This is a genomic window from Achromobacter sp. EB05 (genome assembly GCF_044232075.1).
GTDB classification, from domain to species: domain Bacteria; phylum Pseudomonadota; class Gammaproteobacteria; order Burkholderiales; family Burkholderiaceae_B; genus Achromobacter; species Achromobacter dolens.
On the sequence record NZ_CP155917.1, the window covers coordinates 3,623,354 to 3,636,374 of the forward strand.

The window sequence follows — 13,021 nt, forward strand, 5'->3', positions numbered from 1 at the left end:
GGCGGGCGCAGCGACCGCCCACGATGCGATGACGCGCCCCGAGGGCGCTGCATTGCGCACCGCCCTTTTTTTGTCCCCTGTCCGTCCCGGCGCGGACGGCTTTCCTCGGTCGTCCCGCCGCCGCCCCTTTTCTTGCGAATCCCGCGCCCGCGGGTCGCTGCAACAACCATGACACCCGACATGACCACGACTGCTTCCCAGCCCCTCGCCGACCTGCTGATGGTGGGTCCCTTGCTGCCCGAACTGACCGCCGAACTGGAGTCGCGCTACCGCGTGCACCGCTGGTGGCAAAGCCCCGACCAGGCGGCGCTGCTGCGCGACCACGGCGCGGCGATCCGCGGCATCGCCACCAGCGGCCGCTTCGGCGCATCGCGCGAGCTGATCGACGCGCTGCCGGCGCTGGAAGGCGTATTCAGTTTCGGCGTGGGCTACGACACCATCGACCTGGCGGCGGCGCAGGCGCGCGACGTGCGGGTCACCAACACGCCGGGCGTGCTCGATGCCTGCGTGGCGGACACCGCGCTGGCATTGATGCTGGCGGCGTCGCGCCGCATCGCCGAGGCCGACCGCTTCGTGCGCGCCGGCCGCTGGCCGCAGGAAGGCTTCGGCCTGGGCACGCGCATGAGCGGCAAGCGCTGCGGCATCGTCGGGCTGGGCAATATCGGCCTGCAGATCGCGCGGCGCGCCGAAGCATTTGATATGCCCATCCTGTACACCAACCGCAAGCCGCGCGCGGACGCGCCGGCGCACTACCGTTATTGCCCGGACATCACGACGCTGGCGGCCGAGTGCGATTTCCTGGTGCTGGCAGTGCCGGGCGGCGGCGCCACGCGCCACCTGGTCAATGGCGAGGTGTTGCGGGCGCTGGGCCCGCGCGGCTGGCTGATCAATATCGCGCGCGGCACGGTGGTCGACGAAGCCGCGCTGGTCCAGGCGCTGCAAAGCGGCGCCATCGCCGGCGCGGGCCTGGACGTGTTCGAGCATGAACCGGCCACGCCGGCCGCCTTGAACGCGATGGACAACGTGGTGATGCTGCCGCACATCGCCAGCGGCACGCACGAAACCCGCCGCGCCATGGCCGACCTGATGCTGGCCAACCTGGACGGCTGGTTCCGCGACGGCAAGACGGTGACGCGGGTGGTTTGAGAGGGATCGCCGCAGCAAGCGTCCATTTAATGGACACTACATCTTGTAATTTATCTCATACATGATAAATTTCTCACCGCACTGGCTCGTGCCGGCGAGCCGTTGTGCTTGTTGTTGTAAGTTTTTTCCGGCCTTCGGGCCGGATTTTTTTTGCATTGGCGCCTGGCGACGAGTCGGGACGCCAGCAATCTCCGCCCAGGCGTATTGGCATTTTTCCGCGATTGCGGCGCCATCGCCCCACATTCGACGCGATTGCCCGCGTCACGCATCGATCGTGATGGATAGCCCATCGGCGCGCGCCGCGATCGACCGCACCCGGATCGTCCAGCCGGCGTTGATGGCCTCTTCCTGATCGTCGAACACGCCATATTCGGTCACCGCCACCGCGCCATGCAGGATGCGGCCGTCGGGCGCCGGCCCCCGCGCCTCGATGACCGGCACGTAGCCGTCCTGCACCTGCAACGCGCCACGCGTGATCTGAAATCCGTTCAATGCTTCTTCCATGGCCGCTCCTCTGTTTGGGGCCGGGCCATGGTAGCCTGCCGCCAAACGATCCGGAGACATCATGGTGATCTGCAGCAGAATCGAGCCGTCCGCCTGGGCCCAGGCCTTTCCCCTGATCAGCCAGTTGCGCGCCGCCCTCGATGAAGCCGAATTCCTGCAGCGCGTGCGGCGGCAATCGCATGGCGGCTACGAACTGGTCGGCGCCTACCGCGACGGCAGGCTGATCGGCGTGATGGGCATGCGGCCCGTGCACACGCTGGCGCGCGGTCCGCACCTGCATGTGGACGATCTGGTGGTCGACGAAGCGGTGCGCGGCAGCGGCGCCGGCCGCGCGCTGATGGCCTACGCCGAGGCGGATGCCCGCGCTCGCGGGATGGGGGCGGTGTTCCTGGATGCCCGGCCCGACGCGATTCCATTCTATGAACGCGAGCAATACACGCTGCATGCGGCGCCGTCGATGAGGAAGCTCATCGGCCCGGCGTCTGCCTGAGCGCGGCACAAGCCGGGCCGCCACGCGCGCCACCATCGAGATCCCGCCACGCCGATCATGCGATTCGACATCTACCGCCGCCTGCAACTGGACATCGAGCGCGAAGCTGGCCAATGGGCCGTGTACCAGTCGGTGGCGGGCAAGCGCGTGCGCGCTGGCGAGATCGTCATTCCGGCGGATGTCGCGGAAGACGAATTGGCGGCGTACCTGGACGACCTGTATCACGAGATGGCGCGGCCGGGCGACAGCGTGACACGGGTCGCCTGAGCGCGTGGCGCTGGTGGCCGCCAATGGCCGTTGCTGGCCGTTGCTGGCCGTGGGCGCGGGATGCGCGCGGGACTGGCCAGGGAACAGGCCTTTTCGGAGCTGGCCGCGGCGCTGGCGCGGGAGTATCGTGAAAACCAGCCCTTCGCGCCTGGAGCCCGCCATGTCCGACGACACCCCCGCCATCGAGGCCAGCGCCTCGCAATTGGGTAACCTGACGCAGTTCCTGATCTGGGCTGCCGAGCGCCCTCGCACCTATGCCGACATCATGGAGGCGTGGCGCACTTCGTGTCCGCGCCTGTCGGCCTGGGAAGACGCCACCAGCAACGGCCTGGTGGATCTGGCGCGCCGATCTGCCGGCGACGCCGGGACCGCCGTGGCCACGCTGACGCCAAAGGGCCGCGCCTGGCTGGCCGCGCGCCAGGCCGGCATGATCGCGACGCCGCGCCAAGGCGCTGGCGTCGCGCCGCTTTCGCACTAAATGCGCGGGCGTCGCAACGCTCTCCCAATAAAGGCGCGGACGCCGCGCCCCGCTCCCGCTAAGGCGCGGGCGCCGCGCCGCTTTCCCGCCAACGCGCCAGCACCGCGCCGCCGTCCGCTTGCAGTTGCGCGCGCAGGCTGGCGATGAAGGCCTTGGCCGCCTCGGGCAGCACGCGTCCGGCCAGCGTCTGCACCTCGAAGTGGCGTTCGTTCATTTCGCGGTCGCGCAGCGGCAGGGCCACCACCTGCCCGGCGCGCAGGCGATAACGGATCGCCAGTTCGCCGCAGAACGCCACGCCGCCGCCCGCCCCCGCGAACGCCACCAGCGCGTCGACGCTGCGGCTGGAGAACATCGGTTCGCATGACAACTGCTGGCGGCTGCAACTGATGTCGATCAGTTGCCGCAGCGTCGAATCGGCATCGGGCAAGGCCAGCGGATAGGCCATCAACTGGGCCAACGATACCTCGGACCGGCCCGCCAGCGGATGGTCGGGCGCCACCACCGCGCGCACCGGCGCCGGCATGCGCAGCTCGACCCGTACGTCATGGTGCGAGGTCAGGCTGAGCGTGACGCCGATATCGGCCGTGCCGTCCCGCACCCGGACGGGCACCTCGCGCTGCGAGCACACGTCCAGCGAAAAACGGATGCCGGCGTATTGCCGGCGGAAAACGGCGATGGCGGCCGGCAGGAAGTCATGCGCGAAGCCTTCGGTGCAGACCACCCGCACCAGCCCCTGACGCAAGCCACGCAGGCCCATGATCTCGCCGGCAACGCGCTCCACGTCCTGGTGCGCGCGCTTGGCGTGGGCGGCCAGCAGTTCGCCGGCGGCGTTGAGCGCCATGCCGCGCGAGCGGCGCTCGAACAGCAGGGTGCCCAATTCGCGTTCGAGCCGGGCGATCTGGCGGCTGACCGCCGACGGCGCCACGTCCAGCCGCTCCGCCGCGACACTGACGGAGCCGCAGCGCGCCACTTCCAGGAAGTAGCGCACGGCCATTTCCTGCAGGATTTGCGGGTTCATCGGGTTTGCCCTTGGTTTGCGTAAAACGCAATGAATGATTCTAGCAATTCATATTGCCGCAATACGGAGCCGCCGCCTAGGATGTGACCGTTGCATGACGCTCCCTCTATGGAACACGCAGGCATGACCCCGTCCCAGGCTTCCGTTCCCGCTTTTTCATTGCAGGCGTTGCGCGCGGCGCAACCGCTGCTGTGGACCCGCCCCGATGGCGGCGCGGCCGACACCGGCGTCCCCTTCGGCCTGGCCGACGTGCAGGCGGCCCACGACCGCTTCACGCGCTTCGCGCCGTTGCTGGCGCAGTTGTTCCCCGAACTGGAAGCCTCGGCCGGCGTGATCGAGTCGCCGCTGCGCCAGGCCGCCGCCATGCAGCAGGCGCTGGGCCTGGCGCCGGATGGCGGACGCCTGTGGATCAAGGCCGACCACGCTTTGCCGGTGGCCGGTTCGATCAAGGCGCGTGGCGGCATTCATGAGGTGCTGGAGTTCGCCGAGAAGCTGGCGTGGGCGCAAGGCCTGATCGCGCCCGGCGATGACTACCGCAAGCTCGCCGCGCCTGCGGCCCGCGCCTGTTTCGCGCAATACCAGGTGGCCGTCGGATCGACCGGCAACCTGGGCCTGTCCATCGGCGTGATCGCTTCGGCGCTGGGTTTTCGCGCCGCCGTGCACATGTCGGCCGACGCCAAGGAATGGAAGAAGGCGCGCCTGCGCGCCCGGGGCGTCGAGGTGGTGGAACACCCCGGCGATTACGAAAAGGCCGTGGCCGCCGGCCGCCGCCAGGTCCAGGCCGATGCGCGCGGCTACTTCGTCGACGACGAGCGCTCGCCCTCGCTGTTCCTGGGCTACGCGGCGGCGGCGCTGCGGCTGCGCGACCAGATCGCGCAGGCCGGCATCGTGGTCGATGCCGAGCATCCGCTGTTCGTCTACCTGCCCTGCGGCGTGGGCGGCGCGCCCGGCGGCATCGCCTTCGGCCTGTCGCTGCTGTACGGCGCGCACGCGCACTGCTTCTTTGCCGAACCGGTGCAGTCGCCCTGCTTTCTGCTGCGCATGATGGCCGGCCATGGCCAGTTGCCCGGCGTGCCGGTGCCGCCGTCGGTCTACGACATCGGCCTGACCAACCAGACCGAGGCCGACGGCCTGGCGGTGCCGCGCGCCTCCGACCTGGCGTATGCCGCCGTCGGCCGGTCGCTGGCCGGCGTCTACACCGTGGCCGACGACACCCTGTACGGCGATCTGGCGCGGCTGCATGACAGCGAAGGCCTGCGCATCGAGCCGTCGGCGGCGGCCGGGTTTTCCGGGCCGCGCCACTTGCTGCACAGCCCGGCCGGGCAGCAGTGGCTGCGCCAGCGCGGCCTGCTGCCGCATCTGACGCGCGCCACGCATCTGGCCTGGACCACCGGCGGGCTGTATGTGCCGGCCGAAGAGTACGACCGATTCCTGAGCCGCGGGCAACGACTCGCGGCCACCCCCCAGGCGCCGACCGACGCGCCGTCCTTCCACCTCTCTCGTCGAGCATGACCATGAAGACTGCCTTGATTGCCCTTGGTGTCACCCTGGCTAGCGCCCTTGCCGCCCCCGCCCCAGCCAGCGCCCAGGCCGGCTATCCGACCCGCCCCATCACGCTGGTGGTGCCATTTCCGCCCGGCGGCGCGACCGACGTGCTCGGCCGCGTCATCGCGCAGAAGCTCGGCCAGGAACTGGGCCAGACGGTGGTGGTGGAAAACCGCGCGGGCGCCGGCACCGCGATCGGCGCCGGCTACGTCGCCAAGGCCGCGCCCGATGGCTACACGCTGCTGGTCAGCTCGGGCACCACCTTCACGGTCAACCCCGCGATCCAGGCCAAGCTGCCGTATGACCCGGTCAAGAGCTTCGAGCCGCTCGGCATCGTGGGCCGCACCGGGCTGGCGCTGCTGGCCAATCCGCAGGTGCCGGTCAAGGACTTGAAGGAACTGGTCGCCTACGCCAAGGCGCGCGAGAAGGAACCGCCCGCCTACGGCTCGTTCGGCGCCGGCACCACCGCGCACTTCGTCGGCGAGGCGTTCCTGGCCGCGGCCGGCATCAAGATGATCCACGTCCCCTACAAGGGCAGCGCGCCGGCCATGACCGACCTGATCGGCGGCCAGATTCCGTTCTCGGTCGACACCGTGGCGGCCGCGCTGCCGCAGAGCAAGCTGGGCAAGGTGCGCGTGCTGGCGGTCTCGGCCCCGACCCGTTCGGCCTTCCTGCCCGACGTGCCGACCTTCGCCGAACAAGGCTATCCGTCGGTGGCCATGGACACCTGGCTGATGTTCACCGCGCCGCGCGGCCTGCCGGCGGACGTCAAGGCCAAACTGGAAACCGCCCTGCGCGCCACGGTCGAATCGCCCGACGTGCGCAAGAGCCTGGAAGCCCAAGGCTTCGAGGCGGCCTTCTCCAGCGCCGCCGAGGGCGAAGCGCTGATCCAGAAGGAACTGCCGCAGATGCGCGACGTCGCGCAGCGCGCCAACATCAAGATCGATTGAAGGAAGCACTCATGACCCTGGACGATTCGCTCGTCTCGTTATCCGCGGTGGAACTGCGGCGCCTGATCGGCGCGCGCCAGTTGTCGCCGGTGGAACTGCTGGAGGTGTGCATTGCACGCATCGAGGCGGTCAACCCGTACATCAACGCCGTCACCGCCACGGCCTTCGAGCGCGCCCGCATCGAGGCGCGCGCGGCCGAGCAGGCGGTGATGGCCGGCGACACGCTGGGCCTGCTGCATGGCCTGCCGCTGGGCGTGAAGGACCTGGAGCCCACCGCCGGCCTGCTCACCACCTTCGGTTCGCCGATCTACCGCGACCACGTGCCGACCGAGGACGTCACGCTGGTGGCGCGCCTGCGCCACGCCGGCGCCATCGTGGCCGCCAAGACCAATGTGCCCGAGATGGGCGCGGGCGCCAATTCGCGCAACACCGTGTGGGGCGCGACGGGCAATCCCTTCAACCCGAACCTGAATGCCGGCGGCTCTTCCGGCGGCTCGGCCGCGGCGCTGGCCAGCGACCTGTTCCCACTGTGCACCGGGTCGGACACTGGCGGCTCGCTGCGCATCCCCGCCGCCAAGTGCGGCGTGGTCGGCTTCCGGCCGTCGCCGGGGGTGGTGCCGAGCGTGCGCAAGCCGCTGGGCTGGACGCCAATCTCGGTGGTCGGCCCGATGGGCCGCACCGTGGCCGACGCCTGCCTGCAGATGGCCGCCAGCGCCGGCCCGGACGCCGGCGACCCGCTGAGCTATCCGCTCGATCCGCTGCAGTTCCTGGCGCCAGGCAACGCCGACCTGGGCCGCCTGCGCGTCGCCTACAGCGAAGACTTCGGGCTGTGCGACGTGGACGACGGCATCCGCGCCACCTTCCGCGCCAAGATCGCCGCCATGCGCCACCTGTTCGCGGCCTGCGATCCCATCGAGATCGACTTCGGCGAGGCCCACCGCTGCTTCGACGTGCTGCGCGCCGAAGCCTTCGTGGCCGGCATGCGCGAGGCCTACGAGAAGGACCCTGCCAGCCTCGGCCCCAACCCCCGCGCCAATTTCGAGATGGGCGCGGCCATGAGCCTGAAGGACTGCGCCTGGGCGCAGGCCGAGCAGACCCGCCTGATCAAGCGCTTCCAGCGCGCCTTCGACGACTACGACCTGATCCTGTCGCCCACCACGCCGGTGTCGCCGTTTCCGTGGACGCGGCTGTATGCCGAGGCCATCAACGGCAAGCGGCAGGAGAACTATTACCGCTGGCTGGCGCTGACGTACGTGATCACACTGACCACGCATCCGGCGCTGACGCTGCCTTGCGGGCGCGATCACAAGGGGATGCCGTTCGGCTTGCAGATCGTGGGCAGGTTCCGCGGGGATCGCGAGGTGCTGGCGGCGGCGCAAGGGATGGAGTCCGCGTTCGCGGGCAATGAGGAACTGCGGCGGCCGCGGCCGGATCTGGCGGGGTTGAAGGCGGCGGAGCCGGCATTGACGTCGATCGTGACGGCGCCGCCGGGGGTGGCACGGGGACCGTCGGCGGCGGAAGTTTCGGCGGTATAGTCAGCGCCTTCGCCGACCGCTGCGGCGAATGGAAGATCGTCGATGCCTTCCCGGACTTCAAGATCCAGTTCGTGGACGCGTTCCCCGACGTGACGGTCAAGTGGGTGGATGCGTTTCCGGGCACCGACTGACGCAGGGCCGCGGCGTCAGCGCTGGCCGGCAGCCCGGGGCGGCGCGCAGCAATGGGCGGTGTCGATCACGCGGCCGCGGCAGGCCGCCAGCAGGGGGGGATTCCTGCACAACAGCGCGCTGGCCGGCAACGTGAACTGGAAGCCCACGTCGAGCATGCACAACTGCGCGGCGGCGATATCGTTGAGCAGCATGTCGTCGCCCGGCTCGATGACCGAGGCGTAGCCGCACGCCCGCATGGCTTGCTGCACGCGCTGGGCGTCGGCGTCCGGCCGGGTCCATTGTTCATAGGCGGGCGGACGTTGCCGTGCCCCCGCCGCCGCGACGCCGTCGGTTGCCGGACAGGCCGCCAGATGGGGATGGGTGTCGCAGTAGGTGTGGCGCTCCTGGTAGGCGAAGCCCTTGCCGAGCATGCACTGCTCACCCCGTGCATAGTCGTTGTTGGTGATGGTCGTGCCGTCGACATGGCTGGCGCTGGGATAGCCGCAGTCGAGCAGCGCGTCACGCACGCCTTGCCGGTCCACCCCGGGCTTGGCCCACAGGGCGTACAGCGGTGGCGGCGGCTGCATCGGCCGGACATTGATGCAGGCGCTCAAGCCCAGGCACAGCAATGCCGCAAGCGGACGCAACAGGCGCGCGCGGTCACTCGCGACGCCGCGCCGGCCGGCGGCCCACGGCGTGGCGCGCCCCGCTCCCCACATCCGTCTTTGCATCGGTTCTCCCCACGGTTGACGAATCGGGACGCGCATCTGCCGCCCGACCGGATTTCGGACCCCATTCTATATAGCGTCGTCAGGCAATGCGAAACCAGGCCATCAATGGCAAGCGCCAGGAGAAGGATTGCCACTGGCTGGCGTTCAAAGTCGGCCCTGCCGCTAAAACGACATCCTGAACCCTGCGGTGGCAGTGACGACATAGCTGCCGGAGAAATCCGCATCGGCGTCGACCTGACCGTAAATGGCATAGCGCCCGCCCCAACCGTAATTGGCGCCGACGCCCAGGTTGCCCCAGGTGCGCGCCATTCGGCTGCTGAACGGCACATCGGCAACCCGCAGGCGGGTCCCGTCCAGGAACTCGTGCTTGAGGTTGACGACACCGTAGACGCTCGCTTCACCGTTGCGCCCGCCGGCCTGAGAATCGCGCTTGTAGTCCAGCGCCACACCGAAGCGACCCATAAGGCTGTTGCCCTTGTCGCCGTCGACGCGAGCGCCAAACCTGTCATTGAAACTGCCCCAGTGCGTCGATGCGTACGCAAGCTGAGCCTGCGGGATCAGGGCCAGGCGATCGTTCAAGGAGAAGGCCTTGCCCGCTTCGATACCGAGGCCAAGACTGCGCGCGTGCTGGCCATCCTTTAGCTTGCCCGCGAGCCGGGACTTCAGGTCGCTGTCGAACCAGGTTGCCTGCGCCTGCGTATCAACATAGAGGCCGTCCTTGCCGTACCAGGTCAGCGTCGGCATCAGGCCGTAGGCCGCCGTGTCGATCGTGCCATTGCCATACACTGACGACACTCGGGTGTCGGCCTTGCCATAGTGCAAGGCCAGACCGCCCACGAGGCGCGAGCCGCCCGGCTCGCCCGACAGGATGCGATCCACGCCGAATTGCGCTTTCCAACTGTCGATATTCTGGTGCTGGCCCGTGGTGGACACCGAGGGCTCAAGCCTGGCCGTGGATCCCTCGACCCGGCTCCATACGCCGTTGCGGCCGCTGTCCGCAGGATCATAAAGGCGATTGCCCACGCGCTGACGCAGCGTCGGCAGACGGCTCAATTGAAGCAGCGTGTTGGCGTAGGCTTCATAGACGGGCGCGCCGGGCTGGTACAACGGGCGTTGTGCGGCCGGGGAACCGCTGCCGACCTGGGGCGCGCCGAGGTCGGCCAGGGACGAGCGCAGATACCAACCGCCGTCGGCCGGATCCTGCTGCAGCACATAGCCATAGGCGCCCGCCACGAGGGCCGGGCGCCCGCCGATGACGTAGTCCCCGTTGGCAAGGTTGAATTGGCCCGCGGAGACGCCGTTGACCTGCACGACCTGGATGCCGCGTTGTGTCTGCGCGCCGGCGCCGCCGATGTTCTTCACGGTGACCGGCGTGGCGCCCGCGGTGGCGCCGGTGATCACCAGCTTGTCGGTCGGCGAGTCATCGCCGCCCAGTCGGGTGCGGACTTCCAGGTTGCCGCCCTGCGCGGCGTAGTCGCCGGCAATCGTCAAGGTGCCGAAGCCCGTGCGCGGGCCCGGCGCGATGGTGCCTTTGTTGCTCGTCGCGCCGACGCGTCCGGTCCCGGTCAGCCGCGCGCCGGTCTGCACATCCACCGGGCCGCCCAGGACGCCGTCGACCTGCAGCGTACCGGCCTGCACCTCGGTGTTGCCGGTGAAGGCCGCGCTGTTGCCCGACAACGTCAGCGTTCCAGCGCCCAGCTTGTTGAGGCTGGATGTGCCGGAGAAAGCGGTGCGCACGCCGACATCATGGCCGTTCGTGTCGAACCAGGCGCCGCCGGCGCCCACCGCCTGCGTCGCAAAGCCCCTCAGGAAATTGGCCTCGTCCCGGTTGGCGCGCAGGACGCCGCCATTCAGGTTGACGGTGACATTGCCCGCGCCCTTGATGACCGAACCCGTCTCCAGCACGCCACGACCGCTGGCGTCGCCGGTCAGGTTCAGCGTGCCGGTGGCCGTGCCGTCGGTGGCAACCCATGTATCAACAGCCGCGATGGCCAAGCCGCCCTTCGCGACCGTGAACGTTCCCGTGCCCGCCGAGCCGACTTCGATGCGGTCCGTGGACGAGAGGGTCGAGATGTCGCCCGTCGTGCTCGAGACGGTCACCGTGCCGATGCCGCCCACGCCCCTGCCGATGTAGATCGATGCCGCGCCCCTGGGGCGGGTCGACGCCTCGGTGTGCACGGTGGCGCCATCCTGCACCAGCAGCTCACCGGTGCCGTCGAAACCGACGTAGATGTTGTTCAGCGGGTCCCAGACCGATGCGCGCCCCGATACCGTAACGTGCCCTTCGCTGCCGGCGTTCCAGCCGATCATCCCCTGGCCGCTATGCACGGCGCCGCCATTGTCGATTTGCAGCGTGCCCTTGCCGTCCGAACCGATCAGGAAGGCGCTGACCGTGTTGAGATTCCAGGTGGATCGCGCACCGGATACGACAACCGTACCGACGCTGCCGGCACTGCCGCCAAGGGTGCCCGACTGGCTTTGCGCCACGCCGCCGTCCAGGATGCGCAGCGTGCCGGTACTGCCCGGGTCGGTGCCGATATACACGGCGCTGAGGCTGGTCCAACTGGACGCCTTGCCGCTGCCGTCGATACCCGTCACGGTCAGGGTGCCCACGCCGCCGTTGAGATTGCCGATGAAGGCCCAATCGTTGCGCACCGACCCGCCATTGCTGATGGTCAGCGTGCCGGTGGCGGAATCGCCGACGATGAGGTCGCCGCCGACGTCCCAGTCCGGCGATACCACCGGCCCGGGCTGCACGTCGCCGGTACTGGAGACCGTTTGCCCGCCAGCGGGATTCGAGAGGCTGGCGGCGGAAGCGGCCAGGATTATCCAACTTGACCACCCGGCACGATTACGCTTTTCGTCGACCACGATATTCCTCCCAAGTAGATGCGAGCCACACGCGAGCACTACGGCACGCGGCGCCGTGTTTTTATAGGTGTTTACCCATGCTGGACGGCGCCTTCGACGCCATGTCGCCGCGCCGGACCTGTTCCCGAGGCGCCAAAGGCGCGCCGGCCAGGTCCCGCGTCGGCTGGCGCCGGACCCGCGACCGTGCAGTTCCGTCCTCGCCGCTTGGCCGTGTAGAGCAGGTCATCCACGCGCTTGAGCGCGCTGGCGAAGGGCTCTCCCGCCTGCATCAGCGTCACGCCCATGCTGGCCGTGAAGCGTGAATCGGGCGCATGCTGCGCCCAGCGCTGCGCCGCGAAATCCGCACGGATCTCCTCGGCGATCGCGGCGGCGCGCTCCAGATCCGCAGCGGGCAGCAACAGCAGGAACTCTTCTCCTCCCAGGCGCGCGGCATGGGCACGCGCCTGCGCATGCGGCCGGAGCAAGGCGCCAAATCGCGCCAGCACCATATCGCCAAACGGGTGGCCGTACCGATCGTTGATGCGCTTGAAGTTGTCGATGTCGGCCATGATCAGGGCCGTCGGCGTCTCGCCTTCGGTAAAAGGGCGTCCCGAAACGGTGGCGAGCAGGCTGTCGAGGCCTTGCCGGTTCAACAGGCCCGTGAGGGCGTCGGTATGAGCGTGACGCCGGTATTTCTCTATCGCGTCGTAGCTCGTCGCGATGAAGACCGCCAGCGTCAGCACAATGCTGCCAAGCAGGCCGGTGTACTGGATCAGGATCCCCCACACGGACGCTCGCCATTCTCCCGTTGCGAGCATGGGCGCAGGAGCAGCGATGTACAGGACGCATTGCCCCGTCAATACCAGCGCGATGAAGAGAAAGGTGGCGGCAAGCACCCTGTCCGACGTGGTCGCGGCCTGTTTGGCGAAGGACAGCGTGGTCCGCCAGGTGACCAGCGCGCAACAGGCCAGGACGAAGAAGGTCTCCAGCTTCGCGCTCGCGAACAGCGCCACCGAGACAACCACCATCGCCGTCGAGGCAAGCAGGACCGCAACATCGAAGTGGAGCGGAATCTGGCGGCCGCGCCGGCTCAGCAATGCGCGACAGGCGAGGATGACGCCGCCCAGGATGAAAGCATCCTCGACGACCTGCTTGTACGGGGCAAGGTTGCTCGCCTGTACGAGCATGACGGCGTAGCCCGCGCCCAGGCAGCCCAGGGCGCCGCCCCACCGTAGCGTGTGGAAGCCGGCAAAGCGCGCGGCGCAGAGGCCTGCGGCGCACATCAGGATCGCCGCCGGCACGGACCACTCAAGGAGGGTGACGGGCATAGTCAGGGGACGCTTGGAATGACACCCAGTCCGGCCTTTGCCCGACTGACACAATGTGTGCCGAAAAG

General features: G+C 68.9%; 12 protein-coding genes. 7 read left to right on the forward strand and 5 right to left on the reverse strand.

What is annotated here, in order from left to right:
* The first annotated feature begins 180 nt into the window (after positions 1 to 180).
* The gene (locus AAID08_RS16500) at positions 181 to 1,146 is read left to right on the forward strand and encodes a 2-hydroxyacid dehydrogenase (RefSeq protein WP_054502294.1); all 966 of its coding nucleotides are present in this window, start codon (positions 181 to 183) and stop codon (positions 1,144 to 1,146) included.
* A 261-nt stretch (positions 1,147 to 1,407) separates the two neighbouring features.
* Here the strand turns inward: AAID08_RS16500 and AAID08_RS16505 are convergent, their stop codons facing one another.
* The gene (locus AAID08_RS16505; RefSeq protein ID WP_054415695.1) at positions 1,408 to 1,650 is read right to left on the reverse strand and encodes a hypothetical protein; all 243 of its coding nucleotides are present in this window, start codon (positions 1,648 to 1,650) and stop codon (positions 1,408 to 1,410) included.
* 61 nt (positions 1,651 to 1,711) lie between these two features.
* Here AAID08_RS16505 and AAID08_RS16510 point away from each other — a divergent pair, with 61 nt between their 5' ends.
* The 3 genes from AAID08_RS16510 to AAID08_RS16520 all read left to right on the forward strand — a co-directional run bounded on the left by AAID08_RS16510 (position 1,712) and on the right by AAID08_RS16520 (position 2,885).
* Positions 1,712 to 2,140, forward strand: a complete 429-nt coding sequence (locus tag AAID08_RS16510; protein WP_395756641.1) for a GNAT family N-acetyltransferase — start codon at positions 1,712 to 1,714, stop codon at positions 2,138 to 2,140.
* 57 nt (positions 2,141 to 2,197) lie between these two features.
* Entirely contained in the window at positions 2,198 to 2,407 is a 210-nt protein-coding gene (locus AAID08_RS16515) for a hypothetical protein (protein ID WP_006387073.1), read from the forward strand.
* A gap of 160 nt (positions 2,408 to 2,567) precedes the next feature.
* Positions 2,568 to 2,885: a hypothetical protein gene (locus AAID08_RS16520; protein ID WP_395756642.1), complete on the forward strand. Its 318-nt coding sequence runs from the start codon at positions 2,568 to 2,570 to the stop codon at positions 2,883 to 2,885.
* Between the two features lie 58 nt (positions 2,886 to 2,943).
* On the opposite strand, the gene AAID08_RS16525 is transcribed toward AAID08_RS16520, so the two are convergent.
* A complete protein-coding gene (locus tag AAID08_RS16525; RefSeq protein WP_116792463.1) occupies positions 2,944 to 3,903 on the reverse strand; it encodes a LysR family transcriptional regulator in 960 nt (319 codons plus the stop codon).
* Between the two features lie 123 nt (positions 3,904 to 4,026).
* Between AAID08_RS16525 and AAID08_RS16530 the strand changes: the two genes are divergently transcribed.
* Genes AAID08_RS16530 through AAID08_RS16540 form a run of 3 tightly spaced genes read left to right on the forward strand, consistent with a single transcriptional unit; the run spans position 4,027 to position 7,933 of the window.
* On the forward strand, positions 4,027 to 5,415 hold the full coding sequence (locus AAID08_RS16530) for a D-serine ammonia-lyase (RefSeq protein ID WP_395756643.1): 1,389 nt from the start codon (positions 4,027 to 4,029) through the stop codon (positions 5,413 to 5,415).
* On the forward strand, positions 5,412 to 6,398 hold the full coding sequence (locus tag AAID08_RS16535) for a Bug family tripartite tricarboxylate transporter substrate binding protein (RefSeq protein ID WP_395756644.1): 987 nt from the start codon (positions 5,412 to 5,414) through the stop codon (positions 6,396 to 6,398). The genes AAID08_RS16530 and AAID08_RS16535 overlap by 4 nt, the downstream gene beginning before the upstream one ends.
* 11 nt (positions 6,399 to 6,409) lie before the next feature.
* A complete protein-coding gene (locus AAID08_RS16540; RefSeq protein WP_395756645.1) occupies positions 6,410 to 7,933 on the forward strand; it encodes an amidase in 1,524 nt (507 codons plus the stop codon).
* Positions 7,934 to 8,079: 146 nt separating this feature from the next.
* Here AAID08_RS16540 and AAID08_RS16545 read toward each other — a convergent pair whose 3' ends face one another.
* The 3 genes from AAID08_RS16545 to AAID08_RS16555 form a co-directional block, all read right to left on the reverse strand.
* Positions 8,080 to 8,775, reverse strand: coding sequence for a hypothetical protein (locus AAID08_RS16545; protein WP_395756646.1), 696 nt, complete (start codon positions 8,773 to 8,775; stop codon positions 8,080 to 8,082).
* A gap of 162 nt (positions 8,776 to 8,937) precedes the next feature.
* Positions 8,938 to 11,646, reverse strand: a complete 2,709-nt coding sequence (locus AAID08_RS16550; protein ID WP_395756647.1) for an autotransporter outer membrane beta-barrel domain-containing protein — start codon at positions 11,644 to 11,646, stop codon at positions 8,938 to 8,940.
* A gap of 71 nt (positions 11,647 to 11,717) precedes the next feature.
* Complete coding sequence (locus AAID08_RS16555) at positions 11,718 to 12,953, reverse strand: sensor domain-containing diguanylate cyclase (protein WP_175142761.1); 1,236 nt, start codon at positions 12,951 to 12,953, stop codon at positions 11,718 to 11,720.
* Positions 12,954 to 13,021: the final 68 nt, after the last annotated feature.

Coding starts and splice junctions, on each gene's coding strand:
- AAID08_RS16525 (WP_116792463.1), bottom strand. CDS start 3,903: ATGAACCCGCAAATCCTGCAGGAAATGGCCGTGCGCTACTTCCTGGAA.
- AAID08_RS16535 (WP_395756644.1), top strand. CDS start 5,412: ATGACCATGAAGACTGCCTTGATTGCCCTTGGTGTCACCCTGGCTAGC.
- AAID08_RS16505 (WP_054415695.1), bottom strand. CDS start 1,650: ATGGAAGAAGCATTGAACGGATTTCAGATCACGCGTGGCGCGTTGCAG.
- AAID08_RS16545 (WP_395756646.1), bottom strand. CDS start 8,775: ATGCAAAGACGGATGTGGGGAGCGGGGCGCGCCACGCCGTGGGCCGCC.
- AAID08_RS16510 (WP_395756641.1), top strand. CDS start 1,712: ATGGTGATCTGCAGCAGAATCGAGCCGTCCGCCTGGGCCCAGGCCTTT.
- AAID08_RS16530 (WP_395756643.1), top strand. CDS start 4,027: ATGACCCCGTCCCAGGCTTCCGTTCCCGCTTTTTCATTGCAGGCGTTG.
- AAID08_RS16520 (WP_395756642.1), top strand. CDS start 2,568: ATGTCCGACGACACCCCCGCCATCGAGGCCAGCGCCTCGCAATTGGGT.
- AAID08_RS16540 (WP_395756645.1), top strand. CDS start 6,410: ATGACCCTGGACGATTCGCTCGTCTCGTTATCCGCGGTGGAACTGCGG.
- AAID08_RS16515 (WP_006387073.1), top strand. CDS start 2,198: ATGCGATTCGACATCTACCGCCGCCTGCAACTGGACATCGAGCGCGAA.
- AAID08_RS16555 (WP_175142761.1), bottom strand. CDS start 12,953: ATGCCCGTCACCCTCCTTGAGTGGTCCGTGCCGGCGGCGATCCTGATG.
- AAID08_RS16500 (WP_054502294.1), top strand. CDS start 181: ATGACCACGACTGCTTCCCAGCCCCTCGCCGACCTGCTGATGGTGGGT.